This is a genomic window from Halomonas sp. SL18_1 (genome assembly GCF_055755715.1).
On sequence record NZ_JBVTRK010000001.1, the window covers coordinates 3,110,586 to 3,133,356 of the forward strand.

24 protein-coding genes and 2 pseudogenes are annotated in these 22,771 nt (G+C 65.9%); 10 read left to right on the top strand and 16 right to left on the bottom strand.

Annotated elements, in window-relative coordinates; genetic code table 11:
• Positions 1 to 5: 5 nt before the first annotated feature.
• Together ACSJDS_RS15840 and ACSJDS_RS15845 are read right to left on the bottom strand one after the other, a co-directional pair.
• Positions 6 to 506 (bottom strand): gamma-glutamylcyclotransferase family protein, encoded by a 501-nt coding sequence (locus ACSJDS_RS15840; protein ID WP_473034092.1) that lies wholly within the window; start codon positions 504 to 506, stop codon positions 6 to 8.
• A gap of 10 nt (positions 507 to 516) precedes the next feature.
• A complete protein-coding gene (locus ACSJDS_RS15845; RefSeq protein ID WP_473034093.1) occupies positions 517 to 849 on the bottom strand; it encodes a YqcC family protein in 333 nt (110 codons plus the stop codon).
• Between the two features lie 259 nt (positions 850 to 1,108).
• Between ACSJDS_RS15845 and ACSJDS_RS15850 the strand changes: the two genes are divergently transcribed.
• The 4 genes from ACSJDS_RS15850 to ACSJDS_RS15865 all read left to right on the top strand — a co-directional run bounded on the left by ACSJDS_RS15850 (position 1,109) and on the right by ACSJDS_RS15865 (position 4,089).
• Positions 1,109 to 2,143 (top strand): DUF3549 family protein, encoded by a 1,035-nt coding sequence (locus ACSJDS_RS15850; RefSeq protein WP_473034094.1) that lies wholly within the window; start codon positions 1,109 to 1,111, stop codon positions 2,141 to 2,143.
• A 33-nt stretch (positions 2,144 to 2,176) separates the two neighbouring features.
• Entirely contained in the window at positions 2,177 to 2,614 is a 438-nt protein-coding gene (locus ACSJDS_RS15855; RefSeq protein WP_473034095.1) for an ATP-dependent zinc protease family protein, read from the top strand.
• Between the two features lie 35 nt (positions 2,615 to 2,649).
• Entirely contained in the window at positions 2,650 to 3,558 is a 909-nt protein-coding gene (gene rimK / locus ACSJDS_RS15860) for a 30S ribosomal protein S6--L-glutamate ligase (RefSeq protein ID WP_473034096.1), read from the top strand.
• Between the two features lie 87 nt (positions 3,559 to 3,645).
• Positions 3,646 to 4,089: a hypothetical protein gene (locus ACSJDS_RS15865; RefSeq protein WP_473034097.1), complete on the top strand. Its 444-nt coding sequence runs from the start codon at positions 3,646 to 3,648 to the stop codon at positions 4,087 to 4,089.
• Between the two features lie 227 nt (positions 4,090 to 4,316).
• On the opposite strand, the gene ACSJDS_RS15870 is transcribed toward ACSJDS_RS15865, so the two are convergent.
• From ACSJDS_RS15870 to ACSJDS_RS15900, 7 genes and pseudogenes are all read right to left on the bottom strand, one after another.
• Positions 4,317 to 4,976, bottom strand: a complete 660-nt coding sequence (locus ACSJDS_RS15870) for a SanA/YdcF family protein (RefSeq protein ID WP_473035048.1) — start codon at positions 4,974 to 4,976, stop codon at positions 4,317 to 4,319.
• Positions 4,977 to 5,035: 59 nt separating this feature from the next.
• On the bottom strand, positions 5,036 to 5,608 hold the full coding sequence (sufT, locus tag ACSJDS_RS15875) for a putative Fe-S cluster assembly protein SufT (RefSeq protein WP_473034098.1): 573 nt from the start codon (positions 5,606 to 5,608) through the stop codon (positions 5,036 to 5,038).
• 2 nt (positions 5,609 to 5,610) lie between these two features.
• A pseudogene (locus tag ACSJDS_RS15880) lies at positions 5,611 to 6,869 on the bottom strand (SufS family cysteine desulfurase).
• A 3-nt stretch (positions 6,870 to 6,872) separates the two neighbouring features.
• On the bottom strand, positions 6,873 to 8,237 hold the full coding sequence (gene sufD, locus ACSJDS_RS15885; protein WP_473034099.1) for a Fe-S cluster assembly protein SufD: 1,365 nt from the start codon (positions 8,235 to 8,237) through the stop codon (positions 6,873 to 6,875).
• A pseudogene (gene sufC, locus ACSJDS_RS15890) lies at positions 8,234 to 8,985 on the bottom strand (Fe-S cluster assembly ATPase SufC). The gene sufD and the pseudogene sufC overlap by 4 nt, the downstream one beginning before the upstream one ends.
• Before the next feature lie 199 nt (positions 8,986 to 9,184).
• On the bottom strand, positions 9,185 to 10,627 hold the full coding sequence (gene sufB, locus ACSJDS_RS15895) for a Fe-S cluster assembly protein SufB (protein WP_473034100.1): 1,443 nt from the start codon (positions 10,625 to 10,627) through the stop codon (positions 9,185 to 9,187).
• A gap of 86 nt (positions 10,628 to 10,713) precedes the next feature.
• Positions 10,714 to 11,178 (bottom strand): SUF system Fe-S cluster assembly regulator, encoded by a 465-nt coding sequence (locus tag ACSJDS_RS15900; RefSeq protein WP_473034101.1) that lies wholly within the window; start codon positions 11,176 to 11,178, stop codon positions 10,714 to 10,716.
• A gap of 513 nt (positions 11,179 to 11,691) precedes the next feature.
• On the opposite strand from ACSJDS_RS15900, the gene ACSJDS_RS15905 reads away from it, so the two are divergent.
• Positions 11,692 to 12,708, top strand: a complete 1,017-nt coding sequence (locus ACSJDS_RS15905; RefSeq protein ID WP_473034102.1) for a TAXI family TRAP transporter solute-binding subunit — start codon at positions 11,692 to 11,694, stop codon at positions 12,706 to 12,708.
• A gap of 67 nt (positions 12,709 to 12,775) precedes the next feature.
• Here the strand turns inward: ACSJDS_RS15905 and ACSJDS_RS15910 are convergent, their stop codons facing one another.
• Positions 12,776 to 13,711 (bottom strand): DMT family transporter, encoded by a 936-nt coding sequence (locus tag ACSJDS_RS15910; RefSeq protein ID WP_473034103.1) that lies wholly within the window; start codon positions 13,709 to 13,711, stop codon positions 12,776 to 12,778.
• Positions 13,712 to 13,855: 144 nt separating this feature from the next.
• Between ACSJDS_RS15910 and ACSJDS_RS15915 the strand changes: the two genes are divergently transcribed.
• The 3 genes from ACSJDS_RS15915 to ACSJDS_RS15925 all read left to right on the top strand — a co-directional run bounded on the left by ACSJDS_RS15915 (position 13,856) and on the right by ACSJDS_RS15925 (position 15,628).
• Entirely contained in the window at positions 13,856 to 14,320 is a 465-nt protein-coding gene (locus ACSJDS_RS15915) for an Lrp/AsnC family transcriptional regulator (RefSeq protein WP_473034104.1), read from the top strand.
• Between the two features lie 67 nt (positions 14,321 to 14,387).
• Positions 14,388 to 14,591: a putative motility protein gene (locus ACSJDS_RS15920; protein WP_309636760.1), complete on the top strand. Its 204-nt coding sequence runs from the start codon at positions 14,388 to 14,390 to the stop codon at positions 14,589 to 14,591.
• A 131-nt stretch (positions 14,592 to 14,722) separates the two neighbouring features.
• Complete coding sequence (locus ACSJDS_RS15925) at positions 14,723 to 15,628, top strand: complex I NDUFA9 subunit family protein (protein WP_473034105.1); 906 nt, start codon at positions 14,723 to 14,725, stop codon at positions 15,626 to 15,628.
• Between the two features lie 19 nt (positions 15,629 to 15,647).
• Here ACSJDS_RS15925 and ACSJDS_RS15930 read toward each other — a convergent pair whose 3' ends face one another.
• The 3 genes from ACSJDS_RS15930 to ACSJDS_RS15940 all read right to left on the bottom strand — a co-directional run bounded on the left by ACSJDS_RS15930 (position 15,648) and on the right by ACSJDS_RS15940 (position 18,374).
• A complete protein-coding gene (locus tag ACSJDS_RS15930) occupies positions 15,648 to 16,322 on the bottom strand; it encodes a phosphate signaling complex PhoU family protein (RefSeq protein ID WP_473034106.1) in 675 nt (224 codons plus the stop codon).
• Positions 16,323 to 16,348: 26 nt separating this feature from the next.
• On the bottom strand, positions 16,349 to 17,476 hold the full coding sequence (locus ACSJDS_RS15935) for a Na/Pi symporter (protein WP_473034107.1): 1,128 nt from the start codon (positions 17,474 to 17,476) through the stop codon (positions 16,349 to 16,351).
• A gap of 232 nt (positions 17,477 to 17,708) precedes the next feature.
• Positions 17,709 to 18,374 (bottom strand): hypothetical protein, encoded by a 666-nt coding sequence (locus tag ACSJDS_RS15940; RefSeq protein WP_473034108.1) that lies wholly within the window; start codon positions 18,372 to 18,374, stop codon positions 17,709 to 17,711.
• Between the two features lie 417 nt (positions 18,375 to 18,791).
• Here ACSJDS_RS15940 and ACSJDS_RS15945 point away from each other — a divergent pair, with 417 nt between their 5' ends.
• The gene (locus ACSJDS_RS15945) at positions 18,792 to 19,694 is read left to right on the top strand and encodes a zinc metalloprotease HtpX (RefSeq protein ID WP_473034109.1); all 903 of its coding nucleotides are present in this window, start codon (positions 18,792 to 18,794) and stop codon (positions 19,692 to 19,694) included.
• A gap of 82 nt (positions 19,695 to 19,776) precedes the next feature.
• Here ACSJDS_RS15945 and ACSJDS_RS15950 read toward each other — a convergent pair whose 3' ends face one another.
• Both ACSJDS_RS15950 and ACSJDS_RS15955 read right to left on the bottom strand, forming a co-directional pair.
• A complete protein-coding gene (locus ACSJDS_RS15950) occupies positions 19,777 to 20,187 on the bottom strand; it encodes a hypothetical protein (RefSeq protein WP_473034110.1) in 411 nt (136 codons plus the stop codon).
• Between the two features lie 586 nt (positions 20,188 to 20,773).
• The gene (locus tag ACSJDS_RS15955; RefSeq protein WP_473034111.1) at positions 20,774 to 21,325 is read right to left on the bottom strand and encodes a hypothetical protein; all 552 of its coding nucleotides are present in this window, start codon (positions 21,323 to 21,325) and stop codon (positions 20,774 to 20,776) included.
• A 338-nt stretch (positions 21,326 to 21,663) separates the two neighbouring features.
• Here ACSJDS_RS15955 and ACSJDS_RS15960 point away from each other — a divergent pair, with 338 nt between their 5' ends.
• The gene (locus ACSJDS_RS15960) at positions 21,664 to 21,807 is read left to right on the top strand and encodes a hypothetical protein (RefSeq protein ID WP_473034112.1); all 144 of its coding nucleotides are present in this window, start codon (positions 21,664 to 21,666) and stop codon (positions 21,805 to 21,807) included.
• Positions 21,808 to 21,856: 49 nt separating this feature from the next.
• Here ACSJDS_RS15960 and ACSJDS_RS15965 read toward each other — a convergent pair whose 3' ends face one another.
• The gene (locus ACSJDS_RS15965) at positions 21,857 to 22,762 is read right to left on the bottom strand and encodes a ribose-phosphate diphosphokinase (RefSeq protein ID WP_473034113.1); all 906 of its coding nucleotides are present in this window, start codon (positions 22,760 to 22,762) and stop codon (positions 21,857 to 21,859) included.
• Positions 22,763 to 22,771 lie beyond the last annotated feature (9 nt).

Consider the following 22,771-nt stretch of genomic DNA (forward strand, 5'->3'; position numbering starts at 1 on the left):
ACGCCTTAGCGCGGCCCGTGTCGGGAAAGTCCCAGCGCCGCCAGACTGGCATCATCGAGCTCGCCGACCGCCTCCACGGCCGCCAGCCGCGCATGATAATCGCGGCTGTGGAAGGCACTGCCCGCCAACAGGTGTTCCAAGTACTCACGCGCCGGGCGCAGCGCTTCGGCGGTGGTCCCCGGCGCGGCGATGTACACCCAGGCCTCGATATCACCCTCCATCGTGACCACCGGCAGCCGGTGGCGCTCATACTCATGGGGATACCCTTCGAAGGGGTCCATCAGCTGAATCTGCTCGGGGTCCACCAGCTCGAACAGCGCTCCCTCGACCCGCTCACCGGGCCTCGGGGCCACGTTGGCATGAGCGATACCGGCCACCCGCGACGCCTTGTCGAAGCGCAGCACATGGTCGTGGAGCACGCCCGGCAGGGCGCGCCGGGTGGCGCCAATGCGAGCCTCGACCCGGGCCGGATTCATGTTGCTGCCGTAGGCAAAATAGTAGGGCATGTTCCTTCGCTCAGTTTTCGGTAATCAGCCTGTCCAGCTCTTCGACAGCCTTGGCAACCAGCAGCCGGTCTCGGGCACGCACGCCGCGCTGGGCCAGGTAGGCTTCCACCGCCGGGGCCACGTCGCATTTCGCCGGCATCGGGCCACGCGCCTCGACGAGGGCATCGAGCCGGGCGATGAAGACGAAGCGCAGCCACTGCAGCGGGGTCATGGTGTCGATGCAGAACGGCTGCTGGCTGTTGAAGGCGTCGGCCTCAGGGCACTCCATTCGCCACATATCGGTCGCCTTCAGGGTCGCCTCGAGCCGCCTCAGCGCCACATCGAGCTCCTCGTGAACCGTCATATTGCACACCTCGCTTGCATTGACCCCCATTATCCCGAGGCATCGCTGCGCTGGCCACCCCGCGGCACCGGCACTGTACACAGATAGGCTGCATGAGCCTGTGGATAATCTCTGGAAAATCGTGCGAAACCCCGATGACAGGCGCGTCCGCGGGAAGCGATCATTTCATGACCAGGCGCAGCGGCTGCCGGGCTCGGCCGGGTAGCTGACAAGCCCCCGGCGACCACGGTAGAGTGCACGCTTCAGCAAGGGAGCCGACATGCAGCCAATCCTTACCCTTCATGAATTCTTCGTGCGCACCGGCGCCGAGGTCCGTGCCTATCACCTGGGCCGACGGGTCGAGCCCGTCGCCCTGGCGACCCTGGCCGGCTTCGAGGCAGGCGAGCAACCCTGGCCCTCCCCTTGGCAGGGCCAGGCGCGCCTGGGGCTGGTGTTTCGGCTAGGCGACATGCCCGAGCCGGCCATCTGGTTCCTCGCCCTGCCGCTGGATGAGCAGGGCCAGCTGGTGGCGGCTCCCCGCGACGCCTTCCTGCAGCGACTGCTGGAAACCCTGGGACGTCGCGTGCAGCGCCTAGGTCAGCCGGACGAGGGCGCCATCGACAACCTGATGAAGGACAACCCCCTGGCCTTCACCCCGTCGCTGCCCTTCCAGGCGATGCTGCACGCCCGCGCTCGGCATGACATGGGGCTGTCCGCCAGCCAGCATCTGGAGCCGGTGGAGGACTATCTCAGCGGCCAGCAGGCACTGGACTGGCAGGCGCTGGGGCTGCAGGGACTCGCCGACTTCGCGGTGCGCCTGGACGCCGACAGCGGCCGCTCGCTCGCCGCAAGGCTCGCTAGCCTGCCCGAGGAGGTGCTGATCTCGCTGTGCTACTGCCTGGAGCATGTCGAGGTGCCGGACCCGCTCGCCAAGGCCCTGCGCGCACGCGGTGAGCGGGCCGCCGCCCAGGGCGATATCGAGGGCTTCTGTGCCTGCGTACGCGCCCTGGGCGGCGCCTCCGAGGCCATCGCCGGGGCCTGGTTCGACAGTCTGCTCGACGACCCTAGCGTCGGCGGCCCCGATCTGCTGGCCGCCATCGCCGGACGCGGCTGGTCGCATCTGGAGCACGCCGAGCGCCTGCCGCGCTTTCTGACCCGACTGGCCGAGGAGCCTCGGGCCGACTTCGCCGCCGTGGCTCGTGACCTGGCGCTGATCCCGCGGCTGCGCCTGCCGGTGCTGATGGCGCTGCGCGAGGCCGACAGGGACTCGGCCATCGGCCAGCGGCTTCACGCGCTGACGCAACAGGCCGGCTGAAGCCGCAGGGGTAACCACACAGGAGTCGCTGCCATGAAGGAACTGCCCTACACCCCCAAGGCGGTGATCGGCCGTCGCGAAATGATCACGCTGCCGGCACTGCGTCTGACGCTGTGCTGCAAGGCCGACACCGGCGCACGCACCTCGGCACTGCATGCCGAGGATATCGAGACCTTCGAGGAAGACGGCCACCTCTGGGTCAGCTTCACCACCCGCGGCGGCGGCCCCGGCACGCCGGCGCATGTCTATCGAATGCATCTCCACGACCACCGCCGCGTGACCAGCTCCAACGGCCAGGCGGAATGGCGCTACGTGATTCGCACCCCCATGCAGCTGGGCAAGCTCGAGATGATGGTGGAGCTCTCCCTGGCCGACCGCAGCAGCATGCGCCACCCCATGCTGCTCGGCCGCCGCGCCCTGCGCCGGCTGCTGGTGGCCCCCGGGACCGCCTTCCTGCACGGCGAACCCTGAGCCCTACCCGGCCCCCCTGACAACCGGAGCCCGAGATGCATATCGCGCTGCTGTCACGCAATCGCAACCTCTATTCCACACGCCGGCTGGTGGAAGCCGCCGAGCAGCGGGGGCACAGCGCCCGGGTGGTGGATACCCTGCGCTGCTACATGAGCATCGTCTCCCATCACCCCTCCATCCATTACAAAGGCAGGGAGATCGAGCACTTCGACGCGGTGATCCCACGCATCGGCGCCTCGGTGACCTTTTACGGCTGCGCGGTGCTGCGACAGTTCGAAATGTCGGGCACCTACGTACTCAACGACTCGGTGGCCATTACCCGCTCACGGGACAAGCTGCGCTCGCTGCAGCTGCTGTCACGCAAGGGGCTCGGGTTGCCGATCACCGGCTTCGCGCATTCGCCGGACGACATCCCCGACCTGATCACCATGGTCAAGGGCGCTCCACTGGTCATCAAGCTGCTGGAGGGCACCCAGGGCATCGGCGTCGTACTGGCCGAGACCAACCAGGCGGCGGAATCGGTGATCCAGGCCTTCATGGGCATGAAGGCCAACATCATGGTGCAGGAGTACATCAAAGAGGCTCGCGGCGCCGATATTCGCTGCTTCGTGATCGGCGACAAGGTGGTGGCGGCCATGAAGCGTCAAGCCGCCGACGGCGAGTTCCGCTCCAACCTGCATCGCGGCGGCAGCGCCAGCGTGATCCGCATCACCCCGGAGGAGCGCTCCACGGCGATCCGCGCCGCCAAGGCCATGGGCCTGCGCGTGGCCGGCGTCGACCTGCTGCGTGCCAACCACGGCCCGGTGATCATGGAGGTCAACTCCTCGCCGGGGCTTCAAGGCATCGAAACCGCCACCGGGAAAGATATCGCCGGCATGATCATCGAGCACATCGAAAAGAATGCCGGCGCCTTACGCAAGGCGCCGCCCAAGCCGAAGGGCTGAACCGACTGCGACGAAATAATTGTCAACGGGGGTGGCAAAAGCGTGTCACCCCCCCACAATCGGCGTCACCGGAGGAGGTGACCGCTCATGTTTCTCGACAATCGCCAGGTGGCGATGGACAGCGTACTGGAAGCGCTGGCCGACAGTATCGACTATTTTCAGGACAACCTTGAGCGCCTGCGCCCGTCGCTGCGCGAAGCCCTCAAGCCCCACTATGAAGCCCGCGCCAAGGCGATGCGCCAGCTCGGGGATCAGGCCCGCCGTCACCTCAAGCTACTGCCGCGCGATGCCGACGTCGAGCGCGACGACTACATGTGGCTGTGGAGTCGGCTGAAGAGCTTCGTGGGCAACGAGAGCCAGGTGGTCATCGGCGAGCTTCTCGAGCAGGAGCGGGTGCTGATGCAGGCGTTGGCGACCCTGCTGACCCACCCCCTGCCCGACCCGCTGGAGCCCACCGTGGAACGGTGCTGGCAGGAGTGTCGCGCGCTGATCCGCGAGCTCTACCGACAGCAAAAACAGCGCCAGCGCTGACGCCATCCGTGCTGAACCTATTCGGTGTCAGGTCCATCGCAGACTGGCGTGAACTGGCTCTGTGGGAGGGACGGTTCGACGCTTCGACTTCAGCTCGCGAAGTAGCGCGCAGCGCTACCCATGGGCGCCTGCGGCGCCTTCGTCGAAGCGTCGCACCGCCGGCAGAGCCGGCCTCCCACCAAAAAACTTGCCAAACTTGTTCACGCTAAAGTGCGAAGAACCTTCGGTCAGGGCGCCTCGACCGGCAGGTGCCATGCCTGGGGGGCGATCTCCAGCGGCTCCAGCGGGCCCAGGAAGTGGGGCTCGCGGCCCCACAGGTAGAGGTCGCCCAGCGTCGCCACCCGGGCGACCCACTCACGCGCCTGCAGCCGCCACAGCCCGGCCACCGGGCGAGCCGGCGCGGCGCAGCCGATGACCTCCAGGCCAAGCGCATCGGCGATGAACAGCGCCCGCGGCAGATGCCACGCCTGGGTCACCAGCATCGCCCGCTCCACCCCGAAGACGTCCCGCGCCCGGGCCAGGGTGTCGAAGGTGCTGAAGCCGGCATAGTCCAGGGTCATGTCCTCATCGCGGACCTGGCGGCCGCGCAGGTCGCGCCACATGGTCACCGGCTCGTTGTAGTAGCGCGTGCGGTTGTCGCCAGAGAGCAGCAGGTGCTCGACCCGCCCCATGCGGACCAGCCGCGAGGCGGCACTCATCCGCGCTTCGAAGTGGGGATTGCGCACGCCGCTGCGCGTCCAGTGGGAGGTGCCGAAGACGATCCCGACCCGGTCGGGCCCGCACAGCGGCAGTTCGTATTCGATACGCCCCTGGGTCTGCCCCAGCATCCAGAGGTTGGCCCCCACGAACAGCAGCGACGCCAGGAGCAGCAGAGCCCCCAGCGCCATCAGCACCCCTTTGAAGAGTTTCCACGCCACCACAGGTATCCCCATCCACACTGGAGGGGCTAGAACATCCCGAGTTCCAGCTTCGCCTCGTCGCTCATCATCTCACGACTCCAGGGCGGATCGAAGACGATCTCGGTGTGCACCTGGCTGATCTGTGGCGCACCGAGGATCTTGTTGCGGGCATCGGCGGCGATGACATCGCCCATGCCGCAGCCCGGCGCGGTGAGCGTCATGCGGATGGTGACGATGCGCTCGCCGGTGATCAACCGCTCAATGCGACAGCCGTAGACCAGCCCCAGGTCGACGATGTTGACCGGAATCTCCGGATCGAAGCAGGTCCGCAACTGGTCCCAGACGAACTGCTCGATCTGCTCCTCGGTGGCATCTTCAGGCAGGGTCGGCCGTGGCAGCGGTTCGAGCCCCAGGGCATCCAGGTTGGCCCCTTCGATCAGATAGAGTCGGCCCTCGAAGCCGACGCTCACCGTACTGCCCTTGGCCTGCATGACGCTGACCTCACTGTCCTCGGGTAGGGTCACGGTCTTGCCGAAGGGGATGGAGATAGCCGCAACGTCGCGCTGAAGGGGCAGGGTCTGCCCCTTCTCCAGGCTGGCAATCTGCTCGATAGTCGACATGATCAGCGCACCATTCCAATGACCCGCTCCAGGGCCTCGACGAAAACCTCGATCTCTTCCAGGGTGTTGTAGGCAGCGAAAGAGGCGCGGCAGGTGGCGTCCACGCCGAACTGGGTCAGCAGCGGCTGCGCGCAGTGGTGGCCGGTGCGAATCGCCACGCCGAGCTGATCGATCAGTAGGCCGATGTCCTGGGAGTGAGCCCCGTCGACCACGAAGGAGAGCACCCCCGCCTTGTCCGGCGCCGTGCCCAGGATGCGCAGGCCGTCGATACGCGACACCGCCGTGGTGGCATGGGCCAGCAGCCGCGCTTCCCAGGCGCCGATGGCATCGAGCCCCACGCCGCCGACCCACTCCAGGGCACGCCCCAGGGCGATCACCTCGGCGATGGCCGGGTACCGGCCTCGAACTTGTGGGGAATGTCGGCGAAGGTGGTTGGCGTCTCGAAGGAGACCGTCTTGATCATTTCCCCACCGCCCTGCCAGGGCGGCATGCCCTCGAGCAGGGCCGCCTTGCCATAGAGCACGCCGACCCCGGTCGGGCCGTAGACCTTGTGGCCGGAGAAGGCATAGAAGTCGGCGTCGATGTCCCGAACGTCGACCCGCTGGTGGGGCGTGGCCTGGGCGCCATCCACCAGGATCAGCGCCCCATGGCCATGGGCAACGGCGGCCATCTCGCGCACCGGGTTGACGGTACCAAAGGCATTGGAGACATGGTTGACCGCCACCAGCCGGGTGCGCTCGGTGAACAGGGCCCGGTAGGCTTCCATGTCGAGCACACCGCGCTCATCGACCGGAATCACCTTGACCACGATGCCCAGCTGATCGGCGAGCAGCTGCCAGGGGACGATATTGGAGTGATGCTCCAGCAGCGAGACCAACACCTCGTCGCCGGCCTCGAGGTTGGCCCGCCCCCAGCTGTTGGCCAACAGGTTGATCGCCTCCGTGGTGCCTCGGGTGAAGACGATCTCGCGCGTCTCGCTGGCATTGAGGAAGCGGCGCACCGTTTCCCGGGTGCCCTCGAAGGCCGCCGTCGCTTCATCGGCCAGGGTGTGCAGGCCGCGGTGGATGTTGGCGTTGTAGCGGCCGTAGTAGTCGCTGAACGTCTCGATCACCTGGCGCGGCGTCTGGCTGGTGGCGGCGTTGTCGAGATACACCAGCGGCTTGCCGTGCACCCGGCGCTCGAGAATCGGAAAGTCCGACCGTACCCCGGCCACGTCCAGGAGCGGGGTCTCGATCACGCTTTCGGTGGCCAGTTCGGTCATGGCTTACTCCTCGTCTTCGTGCAGGGCCACGGCGGCTTCCACCAGCCCGGCCAGATTGAAGCGCTCGGGCAGCTTACCGGCCACCGCCAGCTCGACCCGCTCGGCCACGGCATCCAGCGCCACCCGCTCCATGACCTCGCCGGCAAAGGCAAGGGTCAGCAAGCCGCGAGCGGTCTGCTCGTCGAGGCCACGGGTACGCAGCGCAAACACCGCCTCCTCGTCGAGCTGCCCGGTGGTCGCGCCGTGGGAGCACTTGACGTCGTCGGCATAGATCTCCAGCTCCGGCTTGGTGTCGATCTCGGCGCGGTCGGAGAGCAACAGGTTGGCGTTGCTCTGATGCGCCTCGATCTTCTGGCTGTCACGCTTGACGATCACCTTGCCGTTGAACACCCCACGAGCCCGGTCGTCGAGAATGCCCTTGTAGTTCTCGTTGGAGAAGGTCCGGGGAGCATTGTGGTTGGCCAGGGTATGGTTATCCACATGCTGGCGCCCCTGGCCGAAAAACAGGCCGTTGAAGTTGGCCTCGGCCCCTTCGCCGTTGAGGTCGGCAACCAGGTCATTGCGCACCAGGCCACCGCCCAGGTTCAGGTTGAACGAGGTATAGGTGCTGTCGCGCCCCTGCTCTACCTGGATGCTGGCCACGTGCAGGTCGGCCAGCGGCGCCTCCTGCAGCTTGTAGTGGGTGAGATTCGCACCGCGATCGAGAATGATCTCCTCCACCAGGTTGGTGAAGTTGGCGGCCTCTGTCTCGCCCACGTGATGCTCGATCAGCGTGGCCTGGCTGCGGGAGCCGGCCTCGATCAGGATGCGCGGATGGCTCATCACCGGCGTCTCGCCGCGGCGGGAGAGAAACTGCAGGATGATGGGCTTGTCGACCACCGCACGCGGCGCCAGCCGGACCAGGGCCCCCTCCTCCATGAAGGCGGTGTTGAGCGCCGCGAAGGGAGAGAACTCCACCCCGGTCAGCCGGCCCAGCGGGCCGCCCACCGCCTCATGGTTCTCGGCCAGGGCGTGGGACAGGGGCATGACCTGCACCCCCTGGGGAAGAGCGTCGAGGGAAGAGAGCTCGGCGGAGAAGATGCCGTCGACGAAGGTCAGCCGATACGCCTCGATGGGCAACGTCAGCGTTGCCGCGCTGGCCGGCGAGAAATCGGCATTCTCGGCCAGCACGAAGTCGCCGGTGGCGATGGGCCGCACATCGGTATACTTCCACTCCTCGACGCGGCGATTCGGAAAGCCCAGCGCCTCGAAGCGAGCGGCCCCTGCCTGGCGCCGCGCGGCGATCCAGGTCGGCTCGGGCCCGTGGGCCTGGCGACGCGCCTCGCTGCGCTCGCTCAGGCGATCGAGAAAGGTCTGAACGTCGCTCATGCCGCCGATTCCTCCTGAACCCAGTCGTAGCCGCGGGCTTCCAGTTCCTTGGCCAGCTCGGCATCGCCGCTCTTGGCGATGCGGCCGTTCACCAGCACATGGACCTTGTCGGGCACGATGTAGTCGAGCAGACGCTGATAGTGGGTCACCAGCAGGATGCCGCGATCCTCGGCGCGCAGGGAGTTGACCCCGTCGGCCACCACCCGCATGGCGTCGATATCGAGGCCGGAGTCTATCTCATCGAGCATGGCGAGCCGGGGCTGCAGCACCAGCATCTGCAGGATCTCGTTGCGCTTCTTCTCACCGCCGGAGAAGCCCTCGTTGACGGCACGCTGCAGGAAGCTGGCATCCATCTTCATCTCGGCGATCCGCGACTTGATCAGCTTCATGAACTCCGGCGCCGGGATCTCCCCCTCGCCGCGGGCCTCGCGCTGAGCGTTGAGGGCCGCCTTGAGCAGATAGATGTTCTTGACCCGGGGATCTCCACCGGGTACTGGAAACCGAGCAGCAGGCCCGCCCGGGCACGCTCCTCGACCTCCATCTCCAGCACGTCCTGGCCTTCGAAGGTGATCGAGCCCTGGGTCACCTCATAGCCGTCCTTGCCGGCGATGACCGCCGATAGGGTCGACTTCCCGGCGCCGTTGGGGCCCATGATGGCGTGCACCTCGCCGGCCTGGATGGTCAGGCTCAGGCCCTTGAGGATTTCCTGGCCTTCGACCGTGACGTGCAGATCCTTGACTTCGAGCATCGTGACTACCTTTGATTCGTGGTGAGCCGCCTCGGCGGCTCCATCATTTCGTTTGTCGGTGACTGCAATGGGTTGTCCAGCTCCCGGTGGGAGGGTGCTTCAGCTCGCGAACGCGGACTCCAGAACAACTGAAGCAACACCGCCCGGGCGCCTTCGGCGCCATTCGCCCGGCAAAGCCGGCCTCCCACAGGAATCTGCCTTAGCCCACGGCGCCTTCCAGGGTGACACTCAGCAACGCCTCCGCCTCCACGGCGAACTCCATGGGCAGCTCCTGGAAGACGTCCTTGCAGAAGCCGTTGACGATCATGCTCACCGCATCCTCCTCGGAGATACCGCGGCTCTGGCAGTAGAACAGCTGGTCCTCGCCGATCTTGGAGGTGGTCGCCTCGTGCTCCACGGTGGCACTGCTGTTGCCGATCTCCTGATAGGGGAAGGTATGGGCGCCACAGGTGTCGCCGATCAGCAGCGAGTCGCACTGGGTGAAGTTGCGCGCTCCCTTGGCCCGCGGCCCCACCTTGACCAGGCCGCGGTAGGACTGGTTGCTGCGCCCGGCCGAGATGCCCTTGGAGACGATATAGGAGCGGGTCCCCTCGCCGATGTGGATCATCTTGGTGCCGGTGTCGGCCTGCTGGCGGCCATTGGTCACCGCCACCGAGTAGAACTCGCCGACGCTATCGCGGCCACGCAGCACGCAGGAGGGATACTTCCAGGTGATGGCGGAGCCAGTCTCCACCTGGGTCCAGCTGATCCGCGAGCGATCCCCGCGGCAGTCGCCGCGCTTGGTGACGAAGTTGTAGATGCCGCCCTTGCCATCCTCGTCGCCGGGGTACCAGTTCTGCACCGTGGAGTACTTGATGTAGGCATCATCCAGCGCCACCAGCTCGACCACGGCGGCATGGAGCTGGTTCTCGTCGCGCATCGGCGCGGTGCAGCCCTCCAAATAGGAGACCTGGGCGCCCTCTTCGCAGATGATCAGGGTGCGCTCGAACTGGCCGGTGTTGGCGGCATTGATGCGGAAATAGGTGGAGAGCTCCATGGGGCAGGTCACGCCCTTGGGCACGAAGACGAAGGAGCCGTCGGTAAAGACCGCCGAGTTGAGGGCCGCAAAATAGTTGTCCGCCACCGGCACCACCGTGCCCAGGTACTGCTTGATCAGCTCCGGATAGTCGCGGATCGCCTCGGAGATGGAGCAGAAGATCACCCCCGCCTCGTGCAGCTTCTCCTTGAAGGTGGTGGTCACCGACACCGAGTCGAACACCGCGTCCACCGCCACCCCGGCCAGGGCCGCGCGCTCGTGCAGGGGAATGCCCAGCTTCTCGTAGGTCTCGAGCAGCTTGGGGTCCACCTCGTCGAGGCTCTGGGGACGATCCTCGGGACGCTTCGGCGCGCTATAGTAGGAGATCGCCTGGTAGTCGATGGGCGGGTAATCCAGATGCGCCCAGGAGGGCGGCGTCATCTTCAGCCACTGGTGATAGGCCTTGAGACGCCATTCGAGCATCCACTCGGGCTCACCCTTCTTGTTGGAGATGAAGGCGATGGTGCTCTCGTCGAGACCGGGCGGAACCGTGTCGCTCTCGATGTCGGTCACGAACCCTTCCTTGTAGTCGCGACGAACGAGCTGTTCCATTTCCTGACTTGCCATGATGTCTCCCCTCCCGGGCGGTTGGGCCGGCGAGGCGGGCTCGCCTGGGTAGTGTGATTCGGTGAAGAAACCGGGTCGCGAATGCCTCAGGCCGTATCGGAGGCCAGGCTGACGCTCTGTATGGGCAACTGAACCGGCAGCTTGAGCGGTGCGGTATCGGCCAGGTGAGCGAGGGTGACGCTGTCGAGCAGGGTGCGAATGGCCAGCGACACCCGCTGCCAGTTGTCGGCCACCCCACACACGCTGGCCAGATCGCAGTCGCCGTCGGCATGACTGCATTCGGTCATCGCCACCGGCCCCTCGATGGCGGTGATGATGTCGCGCGCCGTGATCCGCGAGGCCGGACGCGCCAGCGAATAGCCGCCCTGGGCGCCTCGCCGCGACTCCAGCAGCCCGGCGCGTACCAGCATCTTCAGCGTTTTGCTGACCGTGGGATGCGGCAGCTGCACGGCCTCGGCCAGCTCCGCCGCGGCGTGGGGCTGCTGCGGGTGGCGGGCGATCTGCGCCATCACCACCGCCGCATAGTCGGTCAGCCGAGAAAGCTTGAGCATGCCTGACTCCTGAGGGTGCAACGGCGAGCCGCGTTTGGGCCTCGCCCTCGATTGGGGACCATTTTAGTCCTGTATCGATTCGATGTGAAGCCCCTGCCCCGCTTCCTGTCACAGAAGCGCGGTTTCGCCGCACGTTCACCGCCGTTTACGACAATAACGACAACCATTCTCACTCGACAACCGGGCGCACTCCGCCCTAGGAGCCTGTCGGGTTTGACCGATCGTCGCGAGGAACACGGATTTCGAGACAAGTTTATCGATCTGATGAGGCGAATAGCGCGCTATTTAACGAATCAGATCGAATGAAATTGGCCGAAAGCTCGGGTTTCGCAGCAGGTCAGCGTTAAGTTCGACAGGCTCCTAGGAGCCAGATCATCGAGCGCGCCGGCGGGCAGCGCTTCCTATCCGGCCCTCGCGTCACCGGCCTGCTAGACTTTTCTCGAAAGCCCCCGATGGGCCCTCAACGAGTCGACTCCGGTCGCAGACACCGGAATCGCGCAGCGGGAGACGACGATGAGCCACTCACCCTGCACGCCGCCACTGGCCGGTACCGGACGCCTGGCCGCCGGCCTTGCCCTCACTGCGCTGGCCCTGCCGCTGGTCACCGCTGCTCAGGCCGACGACCCCATCGTCATTGCCACGGCCAGCCCCACGGGCGTCTACCATCTTACCGGGCAGTCGATCTGCCGCCTGCTGGAGACACCCTGTCAGGCACGACCTTCGGAAGGCTCCGAGGCCAACCTGCGCGCCGTGCGCGCCGGTGAAGTGCCCATCGCCCTGGCCCAGTCGGATCTGCAGCACTATGCCGTGGAAGGCGTGGAAGGCTTTGCCGATGCCGGCCCGGACGCCTCGCTGCGGTCACTGTTCTCGGTGCACAGCGAGCCCTTTACCCTGGTAGTGAGACGCGACGCCGGCATCGAGAGCTTCGATGACCTGGAGCAGCGGGCGGTCAACATCGGCAACCCCGGCTCCGGACAGCGCGGCACCATGCTTCAGCTGATGGCCGCCAAGGGGTGGACCCTGGACGACTTCGCCATGGTCAACCAGCTGCCCGCCGATCAGCAGTCGCTGGAGCTCTGCCACGGCAATATCGATGCCATGGTCTACACCGTGGGGCACCCGGATCTCTCCATCCGGCAGGCCATCGACCTGTGCGACGCCGCCATCGTCGGCGTCGAAGGCGCCTATGTGGAGGCGCTGTTGGAAGACGCGCCCTTCTATACACCCACGGAGATTCCCGCTGGCGTCTACTCCCGGGACCAGCCGGCGGTGACCACCTTCGGCGTGCGCGCGACCCTGGTCGCCAGCGAGGCCAGCGACCCGGATGAGGTCTACGCGGTGGTCTCCAGCGTCTTCGAGAACTTCGCGCGCTTCACCAGCTTTCACCCGGCATACTCGCTGCTCGACCCCGAGGGCATGATCCGCGACGGACTCTCCGCGCCGCTCCATGACGGGGCGCTGCGCTACTACCGCGAGCGCGGCTGGATCGACGACGAGAGTATGGAAGCCGAGCAGGCACAACCCGAGTGAAATGGAGCAGGCGGCGTGAACGACCTCATTCAGGCCGCTCCCGCCGCTATGCCCTTCCCGCCTCGGTTCAGCGCCGCCGGCGCTGCAGCAGTCCGCTGGCGAACACCACCCCCAGACTGACCAGGGCCATGCCCAGCGCAGTGGCGAGGGCAATGTGCTCCTCCAGCAGCAGCCAGGCCATCAGGGTGGCGCAGACGGGGGTCAACGACCCGATCGACGAGGTGATCTCGGCCCCCAGCTGGCGAATGGCGAACCCGTAGAGAAAGCTCGACCCTAGCCCCACGGCCACGCCCTGCACCAGCAGCTGAAGCAGCCATTCATTGCCCGACACGCTGCCCAGCGTCAGGGGGCTGGCGGTGGCCAGCAGGTAGAGCACGGCGATGGCACCGTTGGGCACGGTCACCACGGCCGCCGCCTCCAGGGCGCTGAGCCCGCTCTGGCGCATCGACACGGTGAACAGCGCCCACAGCAGGCTGCACACCAGGAACAGCGCCTGGCCGCGCCCCATGGCGGTGCCTTCGGCCTGGCCGCCCCACAGCAGACAGAGGACGCCGGCCAGCACCGCACAGAGCCCGAGACGGCGCCAGGACGACAGCGGCTGGCGAAACACCGCCACCGCCAGCAGGGTGACGAACAGCGGCGCGGTACCAGGAATCAAGGTGCTGCCCTGCGCGACCGGCGCCCAGCCCATGCCGATGGCACCCAACAGGAAGAAGGGCAGTCCGGCCCCCAGGACCATACCGGCCAGCCAGACGGGATGAACCCGGCGTATCGTCGCCCTGCGCTGGATCAGCAAGGGCAGCAGCACCAGCCCCGGTACGGCATAGCGAAACAGCGTCATGTCCAACTGGCCGATGGGCGACAGCGCCCCGTGGCGCAGCGACAGGAAGTAGGAGGACCAGATCAGCACCATACCGAGGGCGGCGGCATAGCCCAGCAGGCGCTGGGAGCGACTGGAAAGCAGCGGCTGCACATGAGTGAGCGAGGGGGTTCCAAGGGTCATGGGGCGGCAGGCTCGACGGCAAATGGAAAGCCACCAGTGTGGACCAACTCGACTGGCGCGGGCGGGCAAAATCCCCCAGACTTCACCTAGCCTTTGGCTGGATCAGCCAACTTATATCAACGATTCGCGATTATGAGCCACACCATGTCCGCCACGTCCCTCGACCGAGTCGATCGCCAGCTGCTCGACGCCCTGCAGCGGGATGCCCGGCTGACCACTGCCGAACTGGCCGAGCGCGTCAGCCTGACCCCTTCGCCTTGCGCCCGGCGCATCCGGCGCCTGGAACAGGAAGGGCTGATCGCCCACTACCGCGCCGTACTGGACAAGGAGAAGCTGGGGCTCGGCATCACCATCTTCGTGCAGGTGCGCCTCAGCCAGCATCAGGATAGCCTGGTCGAGCAGTTCGAGGCGGCGGTGCGCGGCATGCCCGAGGTGATCAACTGCCACACCGTCTCCGGCGCCTTCGACTATCTGCTCCAGGTGGTCAGCGCCGACCTGCGCGGCTACGAGCAGTCGGTCCGTCGCCTGCAGAAGCTGCCCATGGTCAATACCGTGGACAGCAGCTTCGCCATTCGCGCGGTCAAGGAGAGTGGCCCGCTGCCGCTGTAGCCCGCTTTGCCCCTCCCGGCACCCGCCTGGTAGGCTTGAGCTCTATTCACAAAGAGGGAGGCGTGACATGGATTCCGCCGTCAACAGCGCCGTGGGCCAGGCCCTGGTACTCCAGCAGGCGCAGACCGCCCAGCAGGCCCAGATGCAGGTGTTCAAGGAAGCCCTGGATACCCAGAAGGATCAGGTCACCGCCCTGATGGAGTCGGCCACCGCCGACCCACAGCTGGCCAGTAGCGGCAACCTGGGCACCCTGATCAATACCTACGCCTGATGCACCCTGGCCCGACCTCGCGTCGGGCCTTTACCCTCGCCTCTCCCCTCCCGGCTGACCCCGAGCCGACAGAGCGGGCATAATGACAGCCCCCCTGAACGGCGACTCGACATCATCGACGGGAGACACCCATGCCCAGCGGCCCGATCACGGTATTTGGCGGCACCGGCTTTCTCGGTAGCGCCATCGCTCGCGAGCTGGTGGATGCCGGACAGGCGGTACGCATTGCGGCTCGCCATCCCCACCTGCCGGAGTGGGCGGAAGACGGCGATCCGCTGTCGCTGGTCAGCGCCGATATTCGTGACGAGGCCAGCGTCGTCGACGCCCTGGAGGGGGCCGGCGGAGCAGTCAACGCGGTGAGCCTCTACGTGCAGAGTCGCGAGGCGCGCTTCGCATCGATCCACGTCGAGGGCGCCGGTCGCCTGGCCCGCCTGGCCCGGGAAGCCGGCCTCGAAGGACTGGTGCATATTTCCGGCATCGGCAGCGATTCGCGCTCTCCCTCAGCCTATGTTCGCGCCCGGGCGCAGGGCGAAGCAGAGGTCATCGCCGCCTTTCCCAAGGCGGTGATCGTGCGGCCCAGCGTGCTGTTCGGCCCTGGGGACGCCTTCCTCGGCACCCTTGCCGGGCTCACGCGGCTGCCGGTCATTCCGCTGTTCGGCCGCGGCGAGACCCGCCTGCAGCCCGTGCATGTGGTGGATGTAGCTCGCGCCGTGGTTCGCCTGCTGGGCGGCAACCCGCCCCGCTGGCGACTCTTCGAGCTGGGTGGCCCCGAGGTGATCCGCTATCGCGACGTGCTCACCCTGCTGCTTGCCTATCTGGAAAGGGAGCGCCCGATGGTGCCGGTTCCCTTCCCGCTATGGCATTTGCTGGCGCTGCTCGGCTCGCTGCTGCCCAACCCGCCGCTGACCCGTGACCAGGTCTTCCTGATGCAACAGGACAACTGTGCAAGCGAGGCGGTCGGTACCTTCGCCGCGCTGGACATCGCCCCGCGAGCCCTGCGGGACAGCCTACCGGAGTGCCTGCCGACCGCATCGTGACCGGACCAGGACGCGCCGGCTACGCCTCATCGGTGTCGTAGAAATCCAGATCCTCCAGACGCCCGAGCACGGCAGTGGCGATATTGGCCAGATGCGCCGCCACACGCTTGTAGTGTCGCGCCAGCAGCGAGTAGGCCACCGCCTCATGGAACTCGATCTGGCACTCATCGGCAAACAACGCCTCGATCAGCCCGTCGCAGCGCTGGCGAATCTCCACAGCCTGTGCCAGGGCCCGGCGCGCCTGCACCTCATCGGAGTCGCGGGTAGCGGCGATGACCCTGCCGAACATGCCGGTCATCTGCTCGGCCATCTCATCCAGCGGCTCCTGGTACTTCGGTACATGGAAGCCTTCGCTGTAGAAGTGGCCTACCTCGAAGACATTCTTGCAGTAGTCGCCGATGCGCTCGGCGTCCTTAGCCACGCTCATCAACGCCAGGCAAATCGCCACGTCGTGGCCGGGGTTCACGGTCAGGTGCCGCAGCACCTTGCGGCGAATCGAGCGTTCCAGCTCGTTGATGGCCTGGTCACGATCATAGAGGGGTTGTCGCACCTCATCCGCCGGCACGGTGCTGTGCAAGACATCGTTGGCACGCCCAAACATCCAGGCGCCGTACTCCAGCATCTGGGTCAAATCTTCGAAGGCCAGGTTGAGGGTGTTCTCCGAGGTAAGCGCACTGTACAGCTGACGAAACATGGGCAAAAACTCCGGGTATGCCGCGCTTAGCGCAGGCTCGTGAACAGTTCAACGGCGCCGATCCCCAACAGCGGAATCACCAGGAAAACGCCAATCAGGAAGAAGAACGCATAGCGCGTCTGGCGACCGGCCAGGCGGCCATACCAGGTCGCGACCTTGAGCGGGATATAACGAAGGGGCCACCAGATGGCGGTACCGGTCAGGTTGAAGATGACATGAAACAGCGCCACCGTCATCGCCGCCGCCACCGGATTGGCGGTTGCCGCCAGCACGCTGGTGACGGTGGTGCCCAGGTTGGCTCCCATCATGAACGGCAACACCCGACGCAGGCGCACCACCCCCGCCCCGGCCAGCGGCACCATCAGGCTGCTGGTGATGGTGCTCGACTGGACGAGCACGGTGGAGACCACTCCCACACCGTAGGCACGCAGGTCACTGCGAAAAAAGTAGGTGCGAAACAGCCCGTCCATATGGCGCAGCAGAGCGCCGCGCAGGTTCTGCACCATGAACACCAGCGCCGTGAACATCAGCAGCATGCCGAGCCCGGCCACCATCAGCCCCTGGGCGGCGGGGGTGGGCATCAGCAGCGACCCGATGGCGTTGAAGAGGTCGACCACAGGCGCGGTGATCACCTTGATCGGACTGTTGGGGCGCGCCACCTCCTCGAGCCCTATCAGCTGGGTGAGCCAGCCGGCCAGCTGAGAGAAGATACCGCGCCCCGCCTCGTGGAAGAGCCCGGAGATCAGCTCCAGCGGAAAGACCACCAGTACCGTCAGGATGTTGAAGAAATCGTGCATCAGCGCCGCGGTGAAGGAGCGGCGGAAATTGCGCTTGATCCGCACGTTGGCCAGGGCCACGATCACACCGGTGACCGCCGTGCCGATGTTGGCCCCCATGATGGCGAACACCGCCGTGCCGAGGGTCATCTCGCCGCTGGCCACCAGGGTCACGATCAACGCCGAGGTGAACGACGAGCTCTGCACCACCATGGTGACCAGCACCCCGGCCAACAGGGCGATGAAGGGATTCTCGCCATAGGCGAAGAGCTGCGACAGGAAGTCGCTGGCGTGTCCGAAGGCGCCCAGCCCCGCGCCCAGCACGTTGAGGGCGGCGAGGAACAGATAGAGGCAGATACCGGCATAGATGCCGCGCATCCAGGCCGGGGCCTCGCGCGACGGCTGGCGTGACAGGGCGGGTTGACCGGTTTGTGAGGCTGACGAATCAGGTTTCGACATAGACAAGGCTGCCGTGTAGGTGCGCAAGGGATATGACGGTTTGATGACGCTTCAATGTCAGTGCGCGCACCATACCCGCTCTACATGACAATTTCATGACATCGTTCTCGCCAGGGCCCCGTTTCTCTCCATGGCGCCGGGGCCCCGGCCCTTAAACCGATGCCCCCCTCAAAAGCTCGAAGTCCGCCTCGGTCACCTCCTGGCGATCGGCATCCAGAATCTTCCCGCCAATCTCGGCAACCGACAGGGTGAAATCGATCAGCGTTTCCGGGCTGTTTGCCACTCGCCGCTTGTTGACGAAGTGCACCAGAACGGACACGCCCTGGACAATGGGCAACTCTCCACCTTCATGCAAAGGCGGCATATTACCGGGCGGCGTGGCGTTGGCGACAGTGAGCCTGTAGCGCGCACGGGGATCACGAATGATGTAGACCTGCTGCTTCCTGTCATAGTGTGCGCCGAAGGTCTCAAGGCGCGTTGCCAGCCGGCGATTGGTATCCTTGGCCGGCCAATCGAACACCACGAACAGGCACTGCTGAATGCCGGAACCGCTCGCTACGCGAAAACGATGCGATGGTGGCTCCCTCTCTGCCTGCGGTGAGGCAGCCGAGCGGTCACGCTCTACCTCTTGTTCTTCGGCTTCTTCGGCGCCTTCATCGGCATTGGTGGCCAACGGAGTCGACCCGACTGGCTCAGGCTCCTCCTGGGGATGGCGAAGGGTGGATGGGGGACGGAGCTTAGCGTACAAAACCACGCATACCGAAGCGAACAGAAGCGCCGCCCCCGCCAGCCCTAAGGCAAGATGATTCATTTCCATGCCGAATACGCCTCCTTTCGGTTGTTATACGTTACCTCCTTGTCTCATCCTGAGCAGGAGGAAAACCCAGCGCGCCAAGCCCGAGCGGTAGCTACGTCGCTGGCACGCCCCAGCCCATTGTAGACAACAAGCGCCCTACTAGGCACTGTCCGAAAAGTCGGCGAGAAAAGGCCAGGGCTAGGCCCGTTCCTTAGGGGCCAACGCATTCCCCGCATCCATGTGGGTCGCAAGGCAACACCGGTGAAAAGCAGGACCGGGCTCGCTTACGAGCTGATTTCTATCGCTGTAGTGGTCGAGCGCAGCCAGCTCTTAGACTAAGCCTATGACACCCTCCGCCGTCCACGGAGTCTATCCGTCGTTCCAGACTGGCAGGCGAGCCGCCTGCCTTCAAGCAACCGGTAAGGAGCGGAAGGTAAAGTGAGGATTCAACCCCAGCACCTCAGGCATGCCCGTCTCAAGAACAGCCTGCAGACCCTGCTGATACTCACGGGGCTCTCGCTGGTGCTGTCGGTTCCCGGCTACCTGCTGGCGGGAGTCGGCGGCGTGCTGATCTGCCTGGCCGCGGTCATCATGGCGGTCTATCTCAGCAGCTGGGTGCCGGCCCGGCTGATCCTTGCCAATTCGGGAGCCGGCCTGCTGCGGCGTCATCAGGCCCCTGAGCTGTACCGTGTGCTGGACCTGCTCTACCGGCGCGCCGGCCTGTCGATCCCGCCGCGTCTCGATCACGCTCCCTCTCCGGACCTCAATGCCTTTGCGGTGGGTGACCGACGCGACGGCGGTATCGCGCTGACCGATGGCCTGCTGCGCACGCTGTCGCTGCGCCAGCTGGCCGGTGTGCTCGCCCACGAGGTCAGCCACCTGCGACACAACGACACTCGGGTCATGTCGATGGCAGCGGCCATGTCCCGACTGACCCTGTGGGTCGCGACGCTGGTCCAGGTGGTACTGATCATGATGATACCGATGATGATCCGCGGCGAGGCCGGCATACCGTGGCTGGCGCTACTGTTGGTGGCGATCTCGCCTACCCTGAGCTCGCTGCTGCAGCTTGGCCTGTCACGCAACCGGGAGTACACCGCCGACCTGGATGCCGTGGCCATGACCGGCGACCCTCAGGGGCTCGCCTCGGCGCTGGAGGTGTTGGAGCGCTTCCACGGCGCCTGGCTGGCCAGCCTATCGGCCGACACCAGCCGGCCTGGCTGGACTGGCTACGGACTCATCCCCCGACCCAGGAGCGAATCCGCCGCCTCATGGCGCTGGGCTGTGCCCCACGCGACGACGGCCGCATGCCGATCTCCCATGACAGTGATGCCCCTCTGATCACCGAACGGCCCGACCCGCTGGGCCGGCGTTACTGGATCGTGCGGCGGCGATAGGCGAGCCTTCATCCTGGCGCCTGTACTTACCGCCGGCTCAGGTCCTGCTGTACAGCATGCTGACGATACTTCAGGGAGAGATAGCTTGCCTCGTCCAGTTCGCGCAGCTGTCGAGCGTAGCGGTCCGTGGCCGCAAAGTAGCCGGCCAGGCGCGCCTCGAGCCGCTCCGGTTCGGGCACGGCCAAGGTTTCGTGATACACCGAAAGCCCCAGATAAAAACGCATGACGTTGCGTTCAATCATGCCACGCAAGCCACCCACCAAGCGCGGTTCACCGTCGGCATCGAGCGCTTCCCGGCTAAACCCGACGCGCTGCCTCCCTCCCAGAGCGAAGTAGGCGCGCATGGCTAACCGCGCCGAGGCGCCGTATGCCAAGGAATAGCGCAGATGGATCAGGCTGCCTTCCGCCTCATCGGGTATCGCCTGCAGATGCAGCAAGAAGTCACGTGTCCCGTAAGGCCCGCTCTCCCCTCCAGGCGAACTGCCAGGTAATTCGGCCCCACGGTGGTCACTCGCAGGCGAAGCTCGAGCCGTTCCGCCTCTGCCAGAGGAGCCTCGAGTCGCCCTACATAAAGCTGCAGCGCTGCAGCCGTGTCACCCTCATCATCTATACAGGCCTGGACATTGGGATGCAGAAACAGGATCTCGCACCAGGCCGCCACGGCCCCGAGCACCTCGGCCAGCCCGGTGAAGGGCGCATCGATCCGTGCGTGGACGGTGCCACTGACCGAATGGCGCTGCTCATAGGAGGCTACATGAACGGGCTCCGCGAAAGGCGAGCGCGCCACCACCGCCTCCCACTCTTCGCGCAAGGTTGGCTGGGTCAGCGCCGACGATAGCGGCCAGCTGGCAAGCAACAAGAGCAGCAGCAGGCTCCGCAGCTGGGAGCCGTGGGGCCATCTGCAGGGGCCGCCCTGCCCCGGCGATCGGATACACCAAACTGCAAGACGATGGCGCATGGAGGCTCAAGGCTGCCAGGGAGATACTCACAGCGTAGCGCAGCCGTGACGAAACGGTATTGCCATCACCCCCTCCCCCAAGAAAAGCAGCGCCCTCTACAGCCACCGCCAGCCTTGCCGCTGCCACCACTCGCGCGCCTTCGCACGGTTAGCATGGTTCCGGCTCGCGTCCAGCACACTCTCAAGTTCGAGATAGTCCCCCCGGTAGTGGCCATTACCTGCGGGTCCTGGGTGGCCAACATCAGGGCGTAGAGCACCAGCATCAGTTCGTAGTCGTTCTGCGTATCGAGGCGTGACGCCAACAGGGGAATGGCCGGCTCACCGATTTGCCCTAGCCGTTCTGCGGCGATGTACCAAGGGCGCGGGTGCTCCTCACCGCCATAGGAGGCGACGAAGCGGCGGTCCGCAATGCGCCCCATATAATAGTGGGCCTCATCCTGGGGACCGGAAAAGAGCGGCGGCATCCAGTACCGATCCGCCAGCTCCACCATCTCCACCGGCTCGAAGTCGCGTCCGGGAGATGGCGTGCTGGCGGGCTCAGCGGCTCGATTGGCGCATCCGGTCAACAGCGAGGCTGCCAGCCAGGCAGCGGGCAGCATCAGCGTCCATGACGTCATCCAGGCTCTCCTCGTTCCCGGTTTGGGTTCAGCATAGCGTCTCTGATCCCTGATGTGCCCGCCTATTCCAGCCTTGCTGGCCGCGCCCGGGCGCTCTTGCTCAGCCGGCATCAGGCCATGCCGTTACAACATGGCCAGTGACACAAGGGAATCAACTCTTCCTTATAGGCGATGGGCCGTCTGAGTAAGATGGTCCTGTCGAACATCCAGCCAATCCAGTCAGTGAGAGTCGCATGAAACCCTTTCTCGTCGACGTATACGCCGTGCATCCCAGTGGCCACGACAGGCATCTCGGAGGCGGGCTCTTTCATGCCACCAGCGCCCTCGAGGCTGAGCGCATGGCAACCGAAGAGTACTGGCAGCCGCAGCTGAATCCCCAGGGATTCGAGATCGGCTTCAAGACGGATATGCCCGAGACCGGTCAGAAGGTGATGTCGCTGGAGCGGCTGCGTGCCTCTGCCTCCCGTGCGCTCTGCTGCTGACTGTCAAGATCACCCACGACCTGAGGCGGGGCCGGTGACGCCATGATATCTAGCGCCAGTCACGCAGCAGGGAGCCCAGCGCCGCGGCCAGCAGCGGCGCCATGGGGATGGCGTTGCTCGGATGGGCAATACAGTCGGTGCTCCAGACCTCTCCCACCCCGGCGGCACGGATCACCGCCAGGGCATCGTCGGCGAACAGCGCATGGGTCAGCGCCACGTCCACCGATGCCGCCCCCGCCTCCAGCAGCGCCTCGGCGGCACGCGCCACGGTATGGCCCGAGCTCGCCACGTCATCCATCAGCACCACCTGACGGCCGGCCACCTCGAGGGCGGGCAGCGTGATCGCCACGTCCCGGTCGCCGTGGCGCGTCTTGTGACAGGTCCCATGATCGAAGCCGGTCAGCTCGGCGGCCTGCGCCACCCACTGCAGCGCCTCCTCGTCCGGGCCGAGCAGCAGCGGATCGTCACGCCTCTCGGCGATCAGCTCGGCCAGGCGCGGTGCGCCGGAGAGCGCGATGGCATGATCGATGGGAATCGCCTGGTCGAGGCGCTCGATGCGGTGCAGATGCGGGTCCACGGTGATCACGGCGTCGAACAGCTCGGCCAGAAAGCCGCCCACGATGGTCTGGCTGACGATCTCGCCGGGGTGAAAGGCGATATCCTGGCGCATGTAGGCCAGATAGGGCGCCACCAGCACCAGCCGCCTGACGCCCTGCCGCCGGGCGTGACGGGCCAGCAGCAGCAGCTCGATGAGCTTGTCGTTGGGTCGGTCGAGGCTGCGGTAGATCACCAGGGTCTCAGGAACCGGCGCCGGCTCATCGAACGGCAGCGTTAGCTTGAGCTCGGCGTCGGGGAAACGATGGCGTTCCACAGCGCGGGCGACCAGGCCCGTCGCTTCGGCGAGTCGCCGCGCCGGGGCCGCTTCATCCTGGAAATGGAGCAGTTCGGGATTCATCAAAACTCC

Bases quoted from the DNA above. Each gene is read 5' to 3' on its own strand.
- ACSJDS_RS15840 (WP_473034092.1), bottom strand. From the start codon at position 506: ATGCCCTACTATTTTGCCTACGGCAGCAACATGAATCCGGCCCGGGTC.
- ACSJDS_RS15845 (WP_473034093.1), bottom strand. From the start codon at position 849: ATGACGGTTCACGAGGAGCTCGATGTGGCGCTGAGGCGGCTCGAGGCG.
- ACSJDS_RS15850 (WP_473034094.1), top strand. From the start codon at position 1,109: ATGCAGCCAATCCTTACCCTTCATGAATTCTTCGTGCGCACCGGCGCC.
- ACSJDS_RS15855 (WP_473034095.1), top strand. From the start codon at position 2,177: ATGAAGGAACTGCCCTACACCCCCAAGGCGGTGATCGGCCGTCGCGAA.
- rimK (WP_473034096.1), top strand. From the start codon at position 2,650: ATGCATATCGCGCTGCTGTCACGCAATCGCAACCTCTATTCCACACGC.
- ACSJDS_RS15865 (WP_473034097.1), top strand. From the start codon at position 3,646: ATGTTTCTCGACAATCGCCAGGTGGCGATGGACAGCGTACTGGAAGCG.
- ACSJDS_RS15870 (WP_473035048.1), bottom strand. From the start codon at position 4,976: ATGGCGCTGGGGGCTCTGCTGCTCCTGGCGTCGCTGCTGTTCGTGGGG.
- sufT (WP_473034098.1), bottom strand. From the start codon at position 5,608: ATGTCGACTATCGAGCAGATTGCCAGCCTGGAGAAGGGGCAGACCCTG.
- sufD (WP_473034099.1), bottom strand. From the start codon at position 8,237: ATGAGCGACGTTCAGACCTTTCTCGATCGCCTGAGCGAGCGCAGCGAG.
- sufB (WP_473034100.1), bottom strand. From the start codon at position 10,627: ATGGCAAGTCAGGAAATGGAACAGCTCGTTCGTCGCGACTACAAGGAA.
- ACSJDS_RS15900 (WP_473034101.1), bottom strand. From the start codon at position 11,178: ATGCTCAAGCTTTCTCGGCTGACCGACTATGCGGCGGTGGTGATGGCG.
- ACSJDS_RS15905 (WP_473034102.1), top strand. From the start codon at position 11,692: ATGAGCCACTCACCCTGCACGCCGCCACTGGCCGGTACCGGACGCCTG.
- ACSJDS_RS15910 (WP_473034103.1), bottom strand. From the start codon at position 13,711: ATGACCCTTGGAACCCCCTCGCTCACTCATGTGCAGCCGCTGCTTTCC.
- ACSJDS_RS15915 (WP_473034104.1), top strand. From the start codon at position 13,856: ATGTCCGCCACGTCCCTCGACCGAGTCGATCGCCAGCTGCTCGACGCC.
- ACSJDS_RS15920 (WP_309636760.1), top strand. From the start codon at position 14,388: ATGGATTCCGCCGTCAACAGCGCCGTGGGCCAGGCCCTGGTACTCCAG.
- ACSJDS_RS15925 (WP_473034105.1), top strand. From the start codon at position 14,723: ATGCCCAGCGGCCCGATCACGGTATTTGGCGGCACCGGCTTTCTCGGT.
- ACSJDS_RS15930 (WP_473034106.1), bottom strand. From the start codon at position 16,322: ATGTTTCGTCAGCTGTACAGTGCGCTTACCTCGGAGAACACCCTCAAC.
- ACSJDS_RS15935 (WP_473034107.1), bottom strand. From the start codon at position 17,476: ATGCGCGGCATCTATGCCGGTATCTGCCTCTATCTGTTCCTCGCCGCC.
- ACSJDS_RS15940 (WP_473034108.1), bottom strand. From the start codon at position 18,374: ATGGAAATGAATCATCTTGCCTTAGGGCTGGCGGGGGCGGCGCTTCTG.
- ACSJDS_RS15955 (WP_473034111.1), bottom strand. From the start codon at position 21,325: ATGACGTCATGGACGCTGATGCTGCCCGCTGCCTGGCTGGCAGCCTCG.
- ACSJDS_RS15960 (WP_473034112.1), top strand. From the start codon at position 21,664: ATGGCAACCGAAGAGTACTGGCAGCCGCAGCTGAATCCCCAGGGATTC.
- ACSJDS_RS15965 (WP_473034113.1), bottom strand. From the start codon at position 22,762: ATGAATCCCGAACTGCTCCATTTCCAGGATGAAGCGGCCCCGGCGCGG.